This window comes from Tolypothrix campylonemoides VB511288_2, assembly GCF_045999855.1.
In the GTDB taxonomy this organism is placed as follows: Bacteria; Cyanobacteriota; Cyanobacteriia; order Cyanobacteriales; family Nostocaceae; genus Scytonema; species Scytonema bouteillei_A.
Window position 1 is genome coordinate 95,599 of the sequence record NZ_JBFPMW010000014.1, and the last position, 15,563, is coordinate 111,161.

A 15,563-nucleotide genomic window follows, 5' to 3' on the forward strand; every position below is an offset into this window, starting at 1 on the left:
AAATGATTGGGAGATTTACCATGTTAACAATGGATATGCCTTTACAGGCTAATATTTTAGGTTTCTTGGCATTAACTTGCTATATTCTCACACTACTTCCCACAATTCTGAGAATCGTGTTTCCTCAGACAAAGGAGACTGGAATTCCTCAAGTGCTTCTTAAGCATCGGCGCTCGATTGGCATTTTAGCTTTCGTTTTTACTGTGTTTCATGGTTTGCCATTAATCAAACAAAGAAATATCGATCTGTTCGATTTAAAAACATTTTGGATTTATTTACAGGGGATATCCACTTTCATAATTTTTGCCTTATTAACAATTACCTCAAACGATTGGAGTATTAAGAAGCTTAAGAAAAATTGGAAGATATTACATCAACTTACCTATTTTGCCATGTTTCTAATTATTTGGCATATTTGGGACAAAATGTCATATCATTGGACGTATTTAACGCCTATTGAACTGATAGCAATATCGGGAGTCACAGTTTTATTTCTCTACAAGCATTACTGGATTCAATACTTCTGTGGAAAACAAAAACAACAGAAAAAAAACGCAGTTCCTATGTTACCAGCAAGTAAAAGTAAAGTGACCAACCATCGGTGACTCGCGAGCGGTTAATTTTTTGGTAACAAAAATAAGAGTGCAAGCAATATATAAATGGATGTTACAAATTTTTTACTTTAAATATGGGAGAACTTTTGTATGCTACCAAAATTAATTCCTAAGAAAGTGTCAGTTGCACTTGCAATTACAGCTATCATAGGTGTTTTGGGATTTAGTTGGTCTAAATCGCTTTCTCAATCAAAGCTGGAAATGTGCGTACCAGCTTCTCAAGATTATAAGACTCTTAAAGGGCATTCGTATTGGGTTTATGCGATCGCAATGAGTCCAGATGGCAAAACTTTAGCTTCTGGTAGTTATGACGGTACTATTAAGGTTTGGAATCAACAAGCTGGCAAATTACTTTATAGCATCCAAGGTCATACAAGTGACGGTCATGGTGACGCGGTAAAATCTCTTGCGATCGGTTCCAACGGACGTATTCTCGCCAGTGGTAGTTGGGATAACCGAATTAAATTGTGGAATCTCGAAAACGGCAAATTAATTCGTACATTGACTGGACATTCAGACAATATTGATTCGGTTGCTATTAGCTCGGATATGAAAACCTTAGCATCCGGTAGTTGGGATAGAACAGTTAAATTATGGGATTTGAAAACTGGTAAATTAATTCGCACGTTAAAACACAAATACCCAGTACAAACAGTTGCGATTGATACACAAAGGCAACTTGTCGCCAGTGGTACTGAAGACGGAAAAATTTTTATTTGGAATCTTGTTAATGGTCAGTTAAAACTTCCCTTAGCCGCACATGAAAAAGCAATTTCATCTTTGAGTTTTAGTCCTGATGAAAAAATTCTTGCTAGTAGCGACTATGAAGGAAAAATTAAACTATGGAATATGGATAACGGACAATTGTTAAATACTCTTAGCGGACATAACGGAGCAGTTTGGTCAGTTGCTTTTAGCCCCAATGGAAAATCTATTGCTAGTGGTGGTTATGACAGGACAATTAAGCTCTGGAATGTACAAAACGGTCAATTGTTAAAAACTCTATCAGGACACGATAAAGCAGTTTGGAGTGTGGCTTTCAATCCAGAAAGCGATCGTATTCTTGCAAGTGGTAGTGCAGATGAAACAATTAAGATTTGGAACTTGTCTGAAAACCTTTAAAAAGGCATAGGTTGCAGTTTTATAGCTTGTTAGTCATACAAAGTCCCTCTCGATCGGGAAAGCATCCCAATGAATGCACATTGCTCTTAGAACAGAATTCTGGGGCTATACGAACCGAGTCAGCGCAAGCGGACTTGATTGAAGCCTGTGTAGCGCCCTCTTTGTTTGTATAGCCGCGATTTCCAATCGTCAGCGTTTTTTCCTCATTGGGATGCTCCCTTCGGTCTGTGCAATTTTACACATGAATCCCCGTCAATAAAGGATGGGGAGAAGTCAAAAGCAGTTGATAACGACCCCGGTCGCTTTTAATATAGATTGAGATTATTGATTTTTTGTTAGCGCTCCCATTTCTTTAAGGAATGGGAGCGTTTTTGAGTTTGGCGCGAGAGAGCTACTCACAGCCTTTGTCTACTTCTTCCGTCTGTTGATGATGTGAATCACTGCACCTGCAGCTCCACAATCAACTGCATCTCCAAGGGTATCTTTACCGGGACGAGTGATAGCACCAACGGCTACACCAGATGCTGCACCGACTGCGACGTCTTGAGCCAAACTGCGGTTTTTAGGAGACCTCCTCAAACCGTTAGCACCGTTAACAGCAGCACCAGCAGCACCACACTTAACAGCATTATTAATTACGGAACCACGACCTCTAATAGCTCCGGAAACAGCACCAACACCAGCGCCAACAGCTGCATCGCGTCCCACTTTTCTGTCAGCTAGAGCAGATTGATATGGCAGAAAACTTGCGCCAATTAAACCAGTTGCCATCAGGCTTGATAGCACTGTACGTTTCAAAATCCAATTCATAGACTTACTCCTCAAACGTTGAACGATATTATTTGAGTTTCATTTTCCCCTTCTCCAGTCTATACAAAAATCAACGGTTTTTACATGAAAAATCTTTCACGATCGCCGTAATTTTCATTCATCAAGGCACCAATGTGTAGCAATTTTCTTTGATTTGTAAAATACACGCAGCGTGGGTATTGCTTGCCAGATAAGGCTTTTGAAGGGTAAACCGCATTCTAAACTACTTAATTGTTTTTTTATAAACTATTTAAAATTACTATATCTTTTGACTTACTATTATTTCTGCAATTATTCCATATGTTGTATGCCATTTTAGCGATCGTCACATTCTTAGCAGTGAATTGTTAGTAGTTAGCTGTTAAGAGTCGCTACTAACAATTCACTGCTATTCACTTAGAAAGCTTGAATCCACTCTTTAACTGTATACTCAGTCCAAATACCGTTTTGCCAATAGGGATCGGCTTCAACTAACTGACGCACTGTGGCTTCGTCTTCAGCTTCGTAAATACCAAAAACTTTGGTGACATCTTTGGTAGGTCCGATAGTAATCAATACACCAGATTCTTTTTGCTTTGCGAGTCCCTCTAAATGTGCTTCGCGGTAAGGCGCACGTTTTTCTAGAACATCTTCGCAGTAACTTCCCCACATCACATATTTAGGCATGGTTATTTTTTTGAGAATTATTAACAACCGCAAATGCACGCAGATGCAAGCAGATAATAACCATCATATCAGCGTCCATCTGTGTTCATCTGCGGTCAATAATTCCAATTAACTTCTTAAGGTCACCCCAAATTTTTCAACCAAAGCTTCGCGTACTTTGTTATGAACGGATTGCACTTCAGCATCGGTCAAAGTGCGATCGCTCGCCCTATAGAGCAAGCGGAATGCCAAACTCCGCTGTCCTTCGGGGACGTGTTCGCCACGATACTCGTCAAAGAGTTCCACACCATCTAACAACTCTTTACCCGCTTTGGTAATTGCTTTTTCAATTTCAGCAACGGATACCTTCACGGGTGCAAAGAAGGCGATATCTCGGTCAGAAGCTGGGTAAGTGGAGTAGGGTTTAAAGGGCGGTACGAGAATTTCATCAGCGTCTAAAGAAGTCAACAGCACGCCTAAGTCTAACTGGAACACGTAGACAGAATCCGGTAAACCTTTTTCTTTCCGGACTTGAGGATGTAGCTGTCCAAAGACACCCAATCTATTACCCCGAAGCCATAAAGAAGCAGTTCGCCCTGGGTGCAAGCGGGAATCTTTGCGATCGGGTTGATACTCTACGTTCAACCCCATATGCTGAAATACACCTTCTAAAATTCCTTTGGCTTCATACCAAGTCATTGGCTCTTCGCGACCGCTTGTTACCCACTTGCTTGAAGTTGTATCACCTCCAAGAATACCAGCAACCGCCTCTGCTTCCCTCAGCCCATCTTCGTCTTGCCAAAAAATCCGTCCAAATTCATAGCCATTGAGCGAACCGTTTCCCTGCTCTATATTGTACTGAAATGCATCAATCAATCCAGCTATGAGGTCAGTTCGCAACGCCGAATATTCTGCAAACAAAGGATTGCTCAGAACAATCTGTCTGTCTTCCCCAGGTTTTACTAAGGAGTAATGCATCAGTTCGGTCAATCCTGCGGCTCGAAGCGACGCTCGCAACTTGCGCGTTTGTTCCCAATCAACAGGCAAGTAACCTGCTTCTGCGGTTTCTGGTAAAGTGTCGCAGAACTTATCATATCCGTAGAGACGGGCAACTTCTTCTATTAAATCAATTTCTCGTTCTAGGTCACGGTAACGATAGGGAGGAACGGAAACCATCCACCGATTTTCATCAATAGGAGTTAATTTGCACCCAAGTGCTGTTAGTGTACGTTCAACATCTTGGCTTTGTAGTTCTCCTGTATCTTCCCCCAAATCGGTAGGACCGAGAACCTGATTTACTCTGTCCAAACGCAATTCTATCGATCGCACCCAAGTGGAAGGATCGGGGCGGGAGTCAGAAATTTCTTGATGTGCGATCGTACCTTCAGCCAGTTCGCTCAAAAGTGACAAAGCGCGACGTGTCGCCATCTCCAATTCAGCGCGGTTGACGCCCCGCTCGTACCTAGTGGAAGACTCACTTCTCAAACCCACGCTGCGAGAAGAACGGCGAATTGCCACGGAATCAAACAGTGCAGCTTCCAATACCAGGTTTTGAGTTTCATCATGGACTTCAGTGTCTTCTCCACCCATAACTCCCGCGATCGCAACAGGTCGATCTCCTGCAGTAATCAATAAGTTTTGAGTTGATAGAGTGCGAGTTTGCCCATCCAGAGTTTTAATAGTTTCACCAGCATTGGCAAAACGGACGCCAATTTCTAAAGAAGTACCGGGGCGCGTCGGCGTACCTGCAACACTCAAGAGACGTTCTCGGTCAAAAGCGTGCAAAGGTTGTCCCCATTCTAACATTACATAGTTAGTAATATCTACAACATTATTTATGGGTCGTACTCCAGCAGAACGCAATCGCTGTTGCAACCAATCAGGTGATGTTGCAATTTTAACATTTTCAACGCTCGTCCCGATATACGCGGGACAAGCTTGCGTATCTGCTATTTGGAGAGATAAATTAAACTTACCTTCCGAACTTGATGTTTCACCAGGTTCGCTGAGCGATAGCTTTGCATTAGTTAGGGCTGCAACTTCACGGGCTATCCCTACCATACATAAAGCGTCAGCACGGTTAGCAGTAGCAGTCACATCTAAAATGACATCATCTAAACCTAATAGCGGACGCACATCGCTACCCAAGGGTAAGTTATCTTGAGCAAAAATGTGAATTCCATCCACATCGTTAGGCAAACCCAGTTCCTTCAAAGAACAAATCATACCTTCAGATGGGACACCGCGTAATTTTGCAGGTTTAATTTTTAAGTCGATGTTAGGTAGGTAAGTTCCTACAGTCGCTACTGGTACGTAAATATCTGCTCGGACGTTAGATGCGCCACAAACAATATTGAGATTTTCACCCTTACCTATATCGACTTGGCAAACACTCAATTTATCAGCGTTAGGATGGGGTTGACGTTCCAAGACTCTCCCCACAACAACACCATTTGCCCAAGTTCGGCGATCTTCAATATCTTCTACTTCAAACCCAGCTAATGTCAGTGTTTCTGCTAACTCTTCCGGGCTAAGTTTTAATTCGACGAGTTCCTGTAACCATTTAAGTGAGATACGCATGAATGTGTTGGGCTGTTCGATGAGTTTATAAACGCACAGTCTATTCTAAAACTAAATCTTGGCTAATAGCTAATAGCTAATAGCTAACTGCTAATTGCTAATTGCTAATTGTTGTTTTTCATCAGCCATTAACCATTAGCCATTAACCATTAGCCATTAGCAATTAACAACCTTGCTTTATCGGCTTGTTCTTGAACGCTTTCCTTGAGCCATTCGCCAATGGATTTACCAAGTTTGACAGAAATTGTTGGATCTTGTATGAAAGTTTGTTGAATTTGTTGCTGTAACTCCGGTTTCTTCTGACGTGCGAGTTCATCAATTCTAGTGTCTGAAACGAATTTACGTATCCAAGCGGGTATGTCTGTATCTTTAATGAGAGATTCACCCACAAAGTAAGCTAAGACTCCAACAATCGGTGCAATAATTCCCGTAAAAAACAGGATATGAAATAAGCCAGCTAAAATAACTCCGACGATAATACCGACAAGGTGACCGACAAAGACCGAAAGCCCTGTAAAATCATTAAATGAGATGGAAGTCGGGACTTTTTCAGCGCGATCGCCCAAATCAATGCTTTTATTTCCAAGTGTCCCAATGGGTAAACCATACTTGAGACAAATGGAATCTGTTTTTTCTCTCACCTCGTTTTGAACATCTAACAGCCACCGAACTAAACTAGCAGCCATTTTGTCATTGGCTTCACTTCCTGTTAACCAAGTTTTGGCTTTTTGCTGTATTTCTGATTCAAGAGCAGAGAGGGTTAAAATTTTGCGATCGCGCCATAATTTTACACTAGGAGCAATAACTTGGTCTACCAAACCATCTGCTAAGTCTTCTGCTAACTTTTCTAGAAAAGCAGGTATGCGATTTCCGACAATACCTGTCAATTCTCGGTCAAGAAATTGACCGATCTCTTCCAAAAACCCTTCTGTACGAACATAAACTCGTCCCCAACGCGATAATCCTCTGGCAATAGAAAGTTCTGCTTCTCCATCTCGCTTGCAAGATAAATTTGGAAAGACTTCCTGAGATATTTTTACAATAAAGCCCATTTTAGAAGCACTCCCTGTGAGGAGAATCGAACTCGGTTGAATTCCTATTTGCTCCAATTTTTGTTTGACTTCTTGCAATTGGTCGTGAAAAGCATCATACCAACTTTTATTCCCAAGCGCTGGCAAAGGTTCATGGAGGATAGCTTGCATCGTTTTGCCATTCACTACAGGCAAAAATCTAAATTTTCTTTGAATATCTTCAATCCCGACATTCACTAAATTCTTGTCATAAGAATCCTCATAATTAAAATATTCTTCTTTCGCTTTTCGGCATCGGAGTTCGCAGCGATTTTTGTATAATGGGCTTTGCTCGAGCATGCTTTCAAGTTGTGAAATCTCTTCTAGTTGTAAAATTTCTTCATCTCTGAGGACTTCTCCCAGTCGTAAAATTTCTTCATGTCCTTCCCTGTATTGCTTGTGACATTTAAGGCTTGTCTTGAGAATTTCTTTATCTATCAGAGATGCACCTAAATCGTGTCCGAAATCTATGGGAGTATCAGACATTCCTTTCACAAGAGTGTAATCTGTTGTAGAAGAACCAATATCAACAATTAATACTGACTTTTGCAATTCATTGATAGTGAATATGCCACTTTCTTTGGCGTGCATTAAAGCCGCTCGTGACTCTTTCACGACTGTGATATTTTGCAATCCCTCTTCCGAAAGAAGTTTCTTGTATGTTTCAATTTCTTCTTGCCACCATCCTGACGGACAACCTATAAAAAAGTGATTGATATCATCTAATTGAATTTGTTTTGTATCAATGAGATGTTTGTAAATAGCTTTGACAAACTCTTGAAGACTTTTTTTATATTCTATAACATTAAATTTTCTAGTTTTAAAAGCTATTTCAAAGAGAGTAGCATCAGACATTTGACACGCCATTTCACCGATAATCACCCCTTTATTAGGATGATGGGCGATAGCAGTAATTTGGCTTTTTCTATTATTGATGAGTAAGCTTTGCGGTTCTGACTCTGAATTATCGGCTCTAACCCAAGTTAGTGCTGTTTCCCCGTGTCCTAAATCAAACCCGATAATTTTAATTTCTTGATAGTCGTGCATTGTAAATTATTATTTTTTAATTGTTAGTTGTTGTTGGTTAGTTGTTAGTTGTCTTCTACTACCGACTAACAACTAACTACTAACAGGTTCAATAACAGATCCCGGTAAAAGGACTTGATTATCTTTAATAAAGGCGTGTTTTAGAGTAATATAATCTGTGACTTGTGGATCGAGACTGGGCTCAAAGTAAAACATTGATAAAGGTTCCATCTCTAAGTTCTCTTCCTGCAAGGGTTGATAAACTCGAGCCTCAATTCCATAGTGTCTTAAAATTGTTGCTGCTTGTTCAATGCGTCGGCGTACAGCAGTTGGAAGTTGAGTTTGTTTATCTAAGGCGTCTGCCATTAAGTCTTGTAAGTACTCTAATAAATCTAAATTATTTTCCAACCCTAGTTTGGATGCTTTTTCTTCTCTGACTCCATAAGCAGCAACAGTTAAATCTATTGACTGAAAAGCTTGATAGAGGTGGTCTAGTAACTTATCAATGTTGATACTTATTTTTGCTTCTTTCTGCAATTCTACCTGTGATATATTATCTGAATTTTCAGGTAACTTGATTTCCCGAACTATCTTTCCTATAATTCCTCCCGTAACTGCTCCTATTAATCCCCACCAATAACCTCCCGCCAAAGTTCCCGCTACACCTCCGGCGAGTAAGCTGCTAATGACTTCGCGATTGTGTTGGATTTGTTGCGAGATGGCTTGCTTGCGATCGCCCAAGTATTTCTCTAAATGAGCAATGTTGTGCAATGGCAATAGAGTACTCAAGCCAAACTTGGTTAAGCCTTCCTGGTTTTGCGATCGCATATTATCGGCGCTCATTACAGGAGTATCTTGACTGGGGCTTTGCATTTCAACCAATATCAAAATACTTGTGTATCGCTCGAGCATTTTTAGCATGACTGTTGCAAGACGTGCTTGCTGTGGCGTCAACCCGTTGATGTATTCACTATTAAAGTCTGCAAGTCTGTTAATCTCGTTTTGTACTAGCTGAACAGCTTGCTCGGATGTCTCTATATTCTCTAGTTGAGTTTTCAGTTTTTGTTTTTCTTCTTGATAAGAAGATACAAGTGTTTTCATGATAAATATTGGGGCATCCCTTCACTCTTGTTTCCAACCTCTGGCTGGCAATGACTTCAGATGGGTTACTGCGTCCTGTACTCTACTGAATAGGCAAGGCTGAGGCTCTCCGCGTGCATTCCCAAGCAGCTCCTTGGGAACTAAAAATTCTTGTTTCTTAATTCATTTTAACATTATTTTTCACAGTTGTATGGTTGATTAGTGCTTACATACTAGCTGTGAATTCGTTTTTTTTGCTCTAGCGATCGGCTTATATTTTTTTACTTACAAAAAGAAACCCAGTTTTTTCAAAACCAGGCTCTTTTCACTATACTTTACAATTTTGGTGCAAGTTTCCCTTTAAGACTGCTCTGTTTGCAAGCGAGAATCTTTTTGGGGTAACTGCTCCTTTTCTGAGGATTGAGGTTGTTGTCGCAATGAGGGTGGAGTCGCTTGACGAAATGCTCCACAGTAATACATTGTCATCACTGCTTTAAACGCCCAATGGTCGGGTGATACATCGCTAAAAGGTATGGGTAAAGTTTCTGCTTGGTTGCGGACACAAGCATCAGGAACTTGACTTCCGTGGGTAGGAGGAGTCACAGGCGAATCTTGAGCATTAACAAGAGCAGTGAAGTAGGTAGTATTTAATACTAGTATACTGGCTGCTACAACTTTAAAGAAATTCATTGCTGTAAAAAAGTACTAAGTCGTAGAAAACATAACAATCGTTAGTAGTAGCATAACCATTCCAACCACCCAAAGCATTAACGAACCCCAACCTACAGAATCTTCCTGTACTTTATGCCAGAAATTAGTTATTAAATTTTGACGAGTAGCCATAACAATTCCCTCCGATTTTTAGTAGCTCTTACCAGACGCCACTAACCGAATTTCAACCATTAAGATTCACTAGCACTTGACCGCATTAATTGTGAGAAGCTGCAAGCTCCCCGACTTCTTTAAGAAGTTGGGTATCTAAGCAAACGAACTCACAACAATGAATGCAGGAGATCGCTAGAGTACAATTTATGTCTTGAAATTCCACTAAATATGAGTGTTTAAACTCACTTTCCCAATTCAATAAACACGATTCCAGAAAAGATATTTCTTCTCTGTATATATTTTTATTCTCTCACAAGTAAGAGTTGACACTTGCACGATCGCACTTTCTTGAGAAAAAACTTAATGCTGATTATTGTTCGCGCTAAAAATATAAACAAAAAGTGACAGGCAATTATCGGATTAATACTGCTACAATATCATCTGCTTTCTGCCGTTCATTCCACTCATGCAACCATTTAAAACATTACTGCGGGTCAGGCACTACGAAATGGATGCCCTGGGACACGTTAATAATGCCGTCTACCAAAATTACTTAGAACAAGCCGCTGTAGAACATTCGGAACACTTAGGTTTGACTCTGGATGTCTATCGAGAATTAGGTGGCGTGTTTGTTATGCGACGAGTAGAAATTGACTACCTCCGTCCTGCGATCGCGGGTGATACCCTTGAGGTGACAACTTGGCTCAAGGAAATGCGAGGGACTCGTGCTTATCGAAGGTACGAAATTCGCAAGCAAAGCCAAGAAGATTTATTGGTCACGGCTGAAGCGTTGTGGGTATGGGTGGATGTTAAAACAATGCGTCCCCGAGCAATCCCAAATCTTTTGCAAGAAAAATTCTTACAAATAAGTATGTAATTGTAAAAAATGTTGTTAAAATCTGACCAATCATCACGTAGGCGTGGCGGTTTGACTTATGAAAGAGTATGATCTACCTTTAGCCTGTAAAGATCTGACTTTATAGGGAGGTGCGGGTGCTGTAACAGTATAGGAGTAAGTGATAAAGGGGATTGTAAACAGATATGGATCAAAACGAGCAACAACAGCGCCGTGCTGCTGCTAAGGAGTTTCTTAAATCTCTCAATCAGTTAGAAGATATGCTGCATGAGGACACTCTTGAAAATGAAGAAACCATAGAGTTGCCCAATGCTTGTATTGGTGAAACACAGGAAGCCAACGATGCATCAGCAATTGATTTAGAAGCTTTTGAAGACGCAGTTGCTGACATCGAGCAATATATGGCAAAGAAAAATTATGAATTATGAATGATGAATATTATTTTCATAATTCATAATTCATAATTCATAATTTATAATTCCTTTGCCTTTGAGCTTCGTAAAGCATTAACGCAGCACAGATCGCAACGTTTAAAGATTCTACACCGGGTTGTAAAGGTATTTTGACTTGTACATCTGCCATCGCAGTCAATTCTGTTGATAAACCAGCACCTTCGTTTCCTAACAAAATCAAACTGGGTTTGCACCAGTCTACTTCCCAGTAAGTTAAAGACGCGTTTGGCAAGGTTGCGACAACTTGCATTCCTTCTTCTTGGCTTTGCTGTACTGTTGTTCTGAGATCCGGGCTAACTGCCGTTGCCAAGCGAAACCACTGTCCTGCAGAAGCACGTAACACTTTTGGATTATCTAAATCCACACTATCTTCACTCACCCACAATCCCGATACACCAGCCGCAGCGGCAGTACGAATTATTGTACCTAAGTTGCCGGGATCTTGTATTGTTTCTAATGCTAACACGATATCGGTAAACGGAACTTTCAGAGTGCGATCGCCTCTTTTTGCTGTTGCCACGATACCATCGGGTTGTACTGTAGTCGCGATCGCTTTTAAAACTTCTTCGCTGACAGTTTCTGCTCTTTCGCTGAGATTGCAAACTTGCTGCCATAGAGAAGAATTTGCTGCTTGCCATGCCGAAGTACAGCATACCACCTCTAGAGGATAATTCACGCTTACAGCTTCTTCTACTAAATGCGTTCCCTCTATTAAAAATAGATCTTGCTTGTGCCTCTCCTTAGAAGAGTGAAGTTTGCGAATTTGCTTTACCAGAGTGTTTTGTAAACTAGTTAACATAGAATGAATTATGAGTTATGAATGATGAATGTTGAACTTGCTATTCATAATTCATCATTCATCATTCATCATTTTTTGTCTCTCCTTAGAAGAGTGAAGTTTGCGAATTTGCTTTACCAGAGTGTTTTGTAAACTAGTTAACATAGAATGAATTATGAGTTATGAATGATGAATGTTGAACTTGCTATTCATAATTCATCATTCATCATTCATCATTTTTTGTCTCTCCTTAGAAGAGTGAAGTTTGCGAATTTGCTTTACCAGAGTGTTTTGTAAACTAGTTAACATAGAATGAATTATGAGTTATGAATGATGAATGTTGAACTTGCTATTCATAATTCATCATTCATCATTCATCATTTTTTGTCTCTCCTTAGAAGAGTGAAGTTTGCGAATTTGCTTTACCAGAGTGTTTTGTAAACTAGTTAACATAGAATGAATTATGAGTTATGAATGATGAATGTTGAACTTGCTATTCATAATTCATCATTCATCATTCATCATTTTTTATGCGGAACCCGGGACTTGAACCCGGAAGCCTTGCGGCACTAGAACCTGAATCTAGCGCGTCTGCCAATTCCGCCAGTTCCGCGTGTATTTTTTGTGTTATTTTATTCACAAGTTTTCATTATCTCTCAATGATTTCCAATTGTCAACTAGGAAAATCTAAATTTTGCTACCGGCTACCCCCTATCCCCACTCCCCATTTTCAAGATAATAGTGGACAATCAGAATCTATCGTGTAGAATCGAAACCAACTTATATCGTATAAAATAGTTCTTTATGGAGGGTAGGCTTATTATTCCTTCAAGCGGCTTACCAGATGCCAAATCTTCTGAAGCAGACTCCTCAGTCTTGCAAATACGGGGCGGGCATCGTTTGCACGGTCATGTAAGAATTAGTGGGGCAAAAAATTCGGCACTAGTCATAATGGCCGGGGCTTTATTATGCTCTGGAGAATGTTATATTCGCAATGTGCCGCTATTGACGGACGTTGCACGGATGGGTCAAGTTTTGTCAGCTTTGGGTGTTGGCTTGAAGCAAGATGGAGAAATCTTAGAGATTGATGCCAGAGAGATTACAACATCTAAGGCTCCTTACGAACTGGTGACGCAATTAAGGGCAAGTTTTTTTGCGATCGGTCCAATTCTAGCAAGGTTGGGAGTAGCACAAGTTCCGTTACCAGGGGGGTGTGCCATTGGAGCAAGACCTGTGGATCTCCATGTTCGAGGATTGCAAGCAATGGGGGCTGAAGTTCAGATCGAGCATGGTATTTGTAATGCTTATGTTCCTGGCAATAACAACCGATTGAGGGGAGCAAAGATCTATTTAGATATTCCTAGTGTGGGTGCAACAGAAACTTTAATGATGGCTGCAACTCTTGCAGATGGCGAAACTATCATTGAAAATGCTGCACGCGAACCGGAAGTGATCGATTTGGCAAACTTCTGTATTGCCATGGGAGCAAAAATACACGGTGCGGGAACCAGTACGATTACCATTGTTGGCGTACCCGAGCTGCATTCCACGGAGTATGATATTATTCCCGATCGCATTGAAGCAGGGACTTTTTTAGTAGCAGCAGCCATTACCCGTTCGGAACTTCTTCTATCGCCAGTCGTTCCAGAGCACCTCATTCCCGTGATGGCCAAACTTAAAGAGATCGGAGTCACGATTGTTGAGGAAGCCCCTAAATGCTTGCGGACTTTGCCAGCAGAGACTTTGAGGGCGGCTGATATCGAAACTCTACCCCATCCCGGCTTCCCAACAGATATGCAAGCACCTTTTATGGCATTGCTAACATTGGCTGAAGGGGATAGTGTAATTAATGAATCCGTGTTTGAGAATCGTTTGCGTCATGCTTCGGAGTTAAATCGCTTGGGGGCTGACATTCGCGTTAAGGGGAACACAGCATTTGTTCGAGGAGTTCCCGTGCTTTCAGGCGCACCAGTACTCGGTACGGATTTGCGAGCATCAGCAGCGTTAGTCATCGCCGGACTCGCCGCACAAGGAAAAACTGTCGTTCAAGGATTGCGTTACTTGGATCGGGGTTATGACAGGCTCGATATGAAATTACAGCAAGTGGGTGCTAAAGTAGAGCGTTTACCTGCGGTTCCAGATACGAATGCAGAAGAAACCTCTAGGGTTGTTAATCCTCAAGAGTCGGCGGCGGTTTAAATCAGGTTGAGAGAGAGTATCCCTGTTTTGTAAAAATACCTGGCGAATAGAATTCGCGCCTATACAACCGAAGTCCGCCTCCCGTGCGGACTAATTACAGCCTGCATAGTGCTTCTTCCCATCTCGTTCCCAGGCTCCGCCTGGGAATGACTTGTAGGAGGCTCCGCCTCCCATGCGGACTAAAATGTCTTCCTTATCTTCAAAAGATCGAATTTGAAGTAATTCAAGAATTTCCTCAAGAGTTTCATCAGAAGTTGTTTCAAGTTGTTGAATAGCAAACTCCTTTGTTTGATATGTTGAGCGAGAATATCAGCTCCGTTCATACATCTTAAACTCTCTCCCTTATCTCCCTTATCTCCCTTGTCTCCCTTGTCTTCATAAAAAGCTATACTAACAATGGTAAGGTCAAAAACACTTTCACCATGTTACTCCCCAAAACTCAATTGATTGGTCTCAAAGCTGATTCCTTTCGCCATCCACTCGATCTGGAGGCAACTCAAGCACTGAAGCAGATCCCTGGTGTCGATATGATAGTACGGAGTATCTTGGGACCTCTGGCGGAGCAGGTGTTTTATGTAGAAAATATTGCATCAAGTGTTCTGGTTGGTGAAAAACAACTGCCTCACTTACACCAGTTGTTGCTAGACGCTTGCAAAATATTAGATATAGAGCCACCTCAGTTGTATGTGAGACAGCATCCCGCGCCTAACGCTTACACCTTTGCCATGCGGGGGAAACAGCCGTTTATTGTGGTGCATACTTCTTTGATTGATATGCTCGAACCCGAAGAAATTCAGGCGGTGATTGCTCATGAGTTGGGACATCTCAAGTGCGACCACAGTGTTTACTTGACTCCAGTGAATATATTGATATTGGCAGCAGCAGTGGTGCCAAATGTTGGATCTTTTTTGGCTCAGGCAATACAAGCACAGCTTTTGGAATGGATACGCTGTGCTGAGTTTACTTGCGATCGCGCCGCGTTGTTGGCAACTCAAAATCCTAGGGTCGTGATGTCGGTGTTGATGAAACTTGCAGGTGGTTCGCCGACTCTAGCACCGCAGCTTAACCTGGATGCTTTCATTGCCCAAGCTCGTGCTTATGATGAGATTAGCAAGACAGAGTTGGGTGAAATGGTGAAAGCTACCCGGACATCTCAGTTAACTCATCCGGTACCCGTACTGAGAGCTAGAGAGATCGATCGCTGGGCAAGCAGCAAAGAATATCAAAAGTTGTTGCAAAATCAAAAAATAGGTTATAATAGTGAAGTTGCTACCAAGGGCGAGTGGCGAAACTGGTAGACGCACCACACTCAAAATGTGGCGACCTTGCGGTCATAGGAGTTCGATTCTCCTCTTGCCCATTAGATCGGGAAACAAAAATTAGTTTTCAGAAGGATTAGGGAGGCTTAGCTTCACCCGCTGTATTTTGGTTAAAATCTTTGATGAAAATCACCCTTATTTACACAAGACTGCACGGTTTATACTGTGGAATCTATGTTTTTGTAGG

14 protein-coding genes and 2 tRNA genes are annotated in these 15,563 nt (G+C 41.4%); 7 read left to right on the top strand and 9 right to left on the bottom strand.

The features are described 5' to 3' along the window. Window positions 1-20 precede the first annotated feature (20 nt). Window positions 21-605, top strand: coding sequence for a ferric reductase-like transmembrane domain-containing protein (locus tag AB0756_RS32055; RefSeq protein WP_137986306.1), 585 nt, complete (start codon window positions 21-23; stop codon window positions 603-605). Window positions 606-704: 99 nt separating this feature from the next. After that, window positions 705-1,736 (top strand): WD40 repeat domain-containing protein, encoded by a 1,032-nt coding sequence (locus tag AB0756_RS32060; RefSeq protein ID WP_082051715.1) that lies wholly within the window; start codon window positions 705-707, stop codon window positions 1,734-1,736. Between the two features lie 408 nt (window positions 1,737-2,144). On the opposite strand, the gene AB0756_RS32065 is transcribed toward AB0756_RS32060, so the two are convergent. From AB0756_RS32065 to AB0756_RS32095, 7 genes are all read right to left on the bottom strand, one after another. After that, window positions 2,145-2,546 carry a hypothetical protein gene (locus AB0756_RS32065; RefSeq protein WP_038092645.1) on the bottom strand — a complete coding sequence of 134 codons (402 nt, stop codon included), beginning with the start codon at window positions 2,544-2,546 and terminating at the stop codon, window positions 2,145-2,147. A gap of 396 nt (window positions 2,547-2,942) precedes the next feature. Further along, the gene (locus AB0756_RS32070) at window positions 2,943-3,212 is read right to left on the bottom strand and encodes a YciI family protein (protein ID WP_038092641.1); all 270 of its coding nucleotides are present in this window, start codon (window positions 3,210-3,212) and stop codon (window positions 2,943-2,945) included. Between the two features lie 108 nt (window positions 3,213-3,320). After that, the gene (gene pheT / locus AB0756_RS32075) at window positions 3,321-5,771 is read right to left on the bottom strand and encodes a phenylalanine--tRNA ligase subunit beta (protein WP_038092639.1); all 2,451 of its coding nucleotides are present in this window, start codon (window positions 5,769-5,771) and stop codon (window positions 3,321-3,323) included. A gap of 149 nt (window positions 5,772-5,920) precedes the next feature. Then, window positions 5,921-7,888, bottom strand: a complete 1,968-nt coding sequence (locus AB0756_RS32080) for an Hsp70 family protein (protein WP_038092636.1) — start codon at window positions 7,886-7,888, stop codon at window positions 5,921-5,923. Window positions 7,889-7,960: 72 nt separating this feature from the next. Beyond that, window positions 7,961-8,968, bottom strand: a complete 1,008-nt coding sequence (locus AB0756_RS32085) for a hypothetical protein (RefSeq protein ID WP_038092632.1) — start codon at window positions 8,966-8,968, stop codon at window positions 7,961-7,963. Window positions 8,969-9,307: 339 nt separating this feature from the next. Further along, the gene (locus AB0756_RS32090; RefSeq protein ID WP_038092629.1) at window positions 9,308-9,637 is read right to left on the bottom strand and encodes an S-layer protein; all 330 of its coding nucleotides are present in this window, start codon (window positions 9,635-9,637) and stop codon (window positions 9,308-9,310) included. A gap of 15 nt (window positions 9,638-9,652) precedes the next feature. Continuing rightward, complete coding sequence (locus AB0756_RS32095) at window positions 9,653-9,790, bottom strand: hypothetical protein (protein WP_167844697.1); 138 nt, start codon at window positions 9,788-9,790, stop codon at window positions 9,653-9,655. A 448-nt stretch (window positions 9,791-10,238) separates the two neighbouring features. Here AB0756_RS32095 and AB0756_RS32100 point away from each other — a divergent pair, with 448 nt between their 5' ends. Further along, complete coding sequence (locus tag AB0756_RS32100) at window positions 10,239-10,649, top strand: acyl-CoA thioesterase (RefSeq protein ID WP_038092626.1); 411 nt, start codon at window positions 10,239-10,241, stop codon at window positions 10,647-10,649. Between the two features lie 164 nt (window positions 10,650-10,813). Then, window positions 10,814-11,056 carry a hypothetical protein gene (locus AB0756_RS32105; protein WP_038092623.1) on the top strand — a complete coding sequence of 81 codons (243 nt, stop codon included), beginning with the start codon at window positions 10,814-10,816 and terminating at the stop codon, window positions 11,054-11,056. Window positions 11,057-11,093: 37 nt separating this feature from the next. Here AB0756_RS32105 and AB0756_RS32110 read toward each other — a convergent pair whose 3' ends face one another. After that, window positions 11,094-11,879: a TrmH family RNA methyltransferase gene (locus tag AB0756_RS32110; RefSeq protein WP_038092619.1), complete on the bottom strand. Its 786-nt coding sequence runs from the start codon at window positions 11,877-11,879 to the stop codon at window positions 11,094-11,096. 510 nt (window positions 11,880-12,389) lie between these two features. After that, window positions 12,390-12,471, bottom strand: a tRNA-Leu gene (locus tag AB0756_RS32115). Between the two features lie 191 nt (window positions 12,472-12,662). Here AB0756_RS32115 and murA point away from each other — a divergent pair. The 3 genes from murA to AB0756_RS32130 all read left to right on the top strand — a co-directional run bounded on the left by murA (window position 12,663) and on the right by AB0756_RS32130 (window position 15,417). After that, window positions 12,663-14,057 carry a UDP-N-acetylglucosamine 1-carboxyvinyltransferase gene (gene murA / locus AB0756_RS32120; RefSeq protein ID WP_038092616.1) on the top strand — a complete coding sequence of 465 codons (1,395 nt, stop codon included), beginning with the start codon at window positions 12,663-12,665 and terminating at the stop codon, window positions 14,055-14,057. Window positions 14,058-14,479: 422 nt separating this feature from the next. Beyond that, window positions 14,480-15,355, top strand: coding sequence for a M48 family metallopeptidase (locus AB0756_RS32125; RefSeq protein WP_072040756.1), 876 nt, complete (start codon window positions 14,480-14,482; stop codon window positions 15,353-15,355). Further along, window positions 15,334-15,417, top strand: a tRNA-Leu gene (locus tag AB0756_RS32130). The genes AB0756_RS32125 and AB0756_RS32130 overlap by 22 nt, the downstream gene beginning before the upstream one ends. Window positions 15,418-15,563: the final 146 nt, after the last annotated feature.

Bases quoted from the DNA above. Each gene is read 5' to 3' on its own strand.
- AB0756_RS32065 (WP_038092645.1), bottom strand. From the start codon at position 2,546: ATGAATTGGATTTTGAAACGTACAGTGCTATCAAGCCTGATGGCAACT.
- AB0756_RS32125 (WP_072040756.1), top strand. From the start codon at position 14,480: ATGTTACTCCCCAAAACTCAATTGATTGGTCTCAAAGCTGATTCCTTT.
- AB0756_RS32100 (WP_038092626.1), top strand. From the start codon at position 10,239: ATGCAACCATTTAAAACATTACTGCGGGTCAGGCACTACGAAATGGAT.
- AB0756_RS32055 (WP_137986306.1), top strand. From the start codon at position 21: ATGTTAACAATGGATATGCCTTTACAGGCTAATATTTTAGGTTTCTTG.
- AB0756_RS32095 (WP_167844697.1), bottom strand. From the start codon at position 9,790: ATGGCTACTCGTCAAAATTTAATAACTAATTTCTGGCATAAAGTACAG.
- murA (WP_038092616.1), top strand. From the start codon at position 12,663: ATGGAGGGTAGGCTTATTATTCCTTCAAGCGGCTTACCAGATGCCAAA.
- AB0756_RS32110 (WP_038092619.1), bottom strand. From the start codon at position 11,879: ATGTTAACTAGTTTACAAAACACTCTGGTAAAGCAAATTCGCAAACTT.
- AB0756_RS32080 (WP_038092636.1), bottom strand. From the start codon at position 7,888: ATGCACGACTATCAAGAAATTAAAATTATCGGGTTTGATTTAGGACAC.
- AB0756_RS32060 (WP_082051715.1), top strand. From the start codon at position 705: ATGCTACCAAAATTAATTCCTAAGAAAGTGTCAGTTGCACTTGCAATT.
- pheT (WP_038092639.1), bottom strand. From the start codon at position 5,771: ATGCGTATCTCACTTAAATGGTTACAGGAACTCGTCGAATTAAAACTT.
- AB0756_RS32070 (WP_038092641.1), bottom strand. From the start codon at position 3,212: ATGCCTAAATATGTGATGTGGGGAAGTTACTGCGAAGATGTTCTAGAA.
- AB0756_RS32085 (WP_038092632.1), bottom strand. From the start codon at position 8,968: ATGAAAACACTTGTATCTTCTTATCAAGAAGAAAAACAAAAACTGAAA.
- AB0756_RS32090 (WP_038092629.1), bottom strand. From the start codon at position 9,637: ATGAATTTCTTTAAAGTTGTAGCAGCCAGTATACTAGTATTAAATACT.
- AB0756_RS32105 (WP_038092623.1), top strand. From the start codon at position 10,814: ATGGATCAAAACGAGCAACAACAGCGCCGTGCTGCTGCTAAGGAGTTT.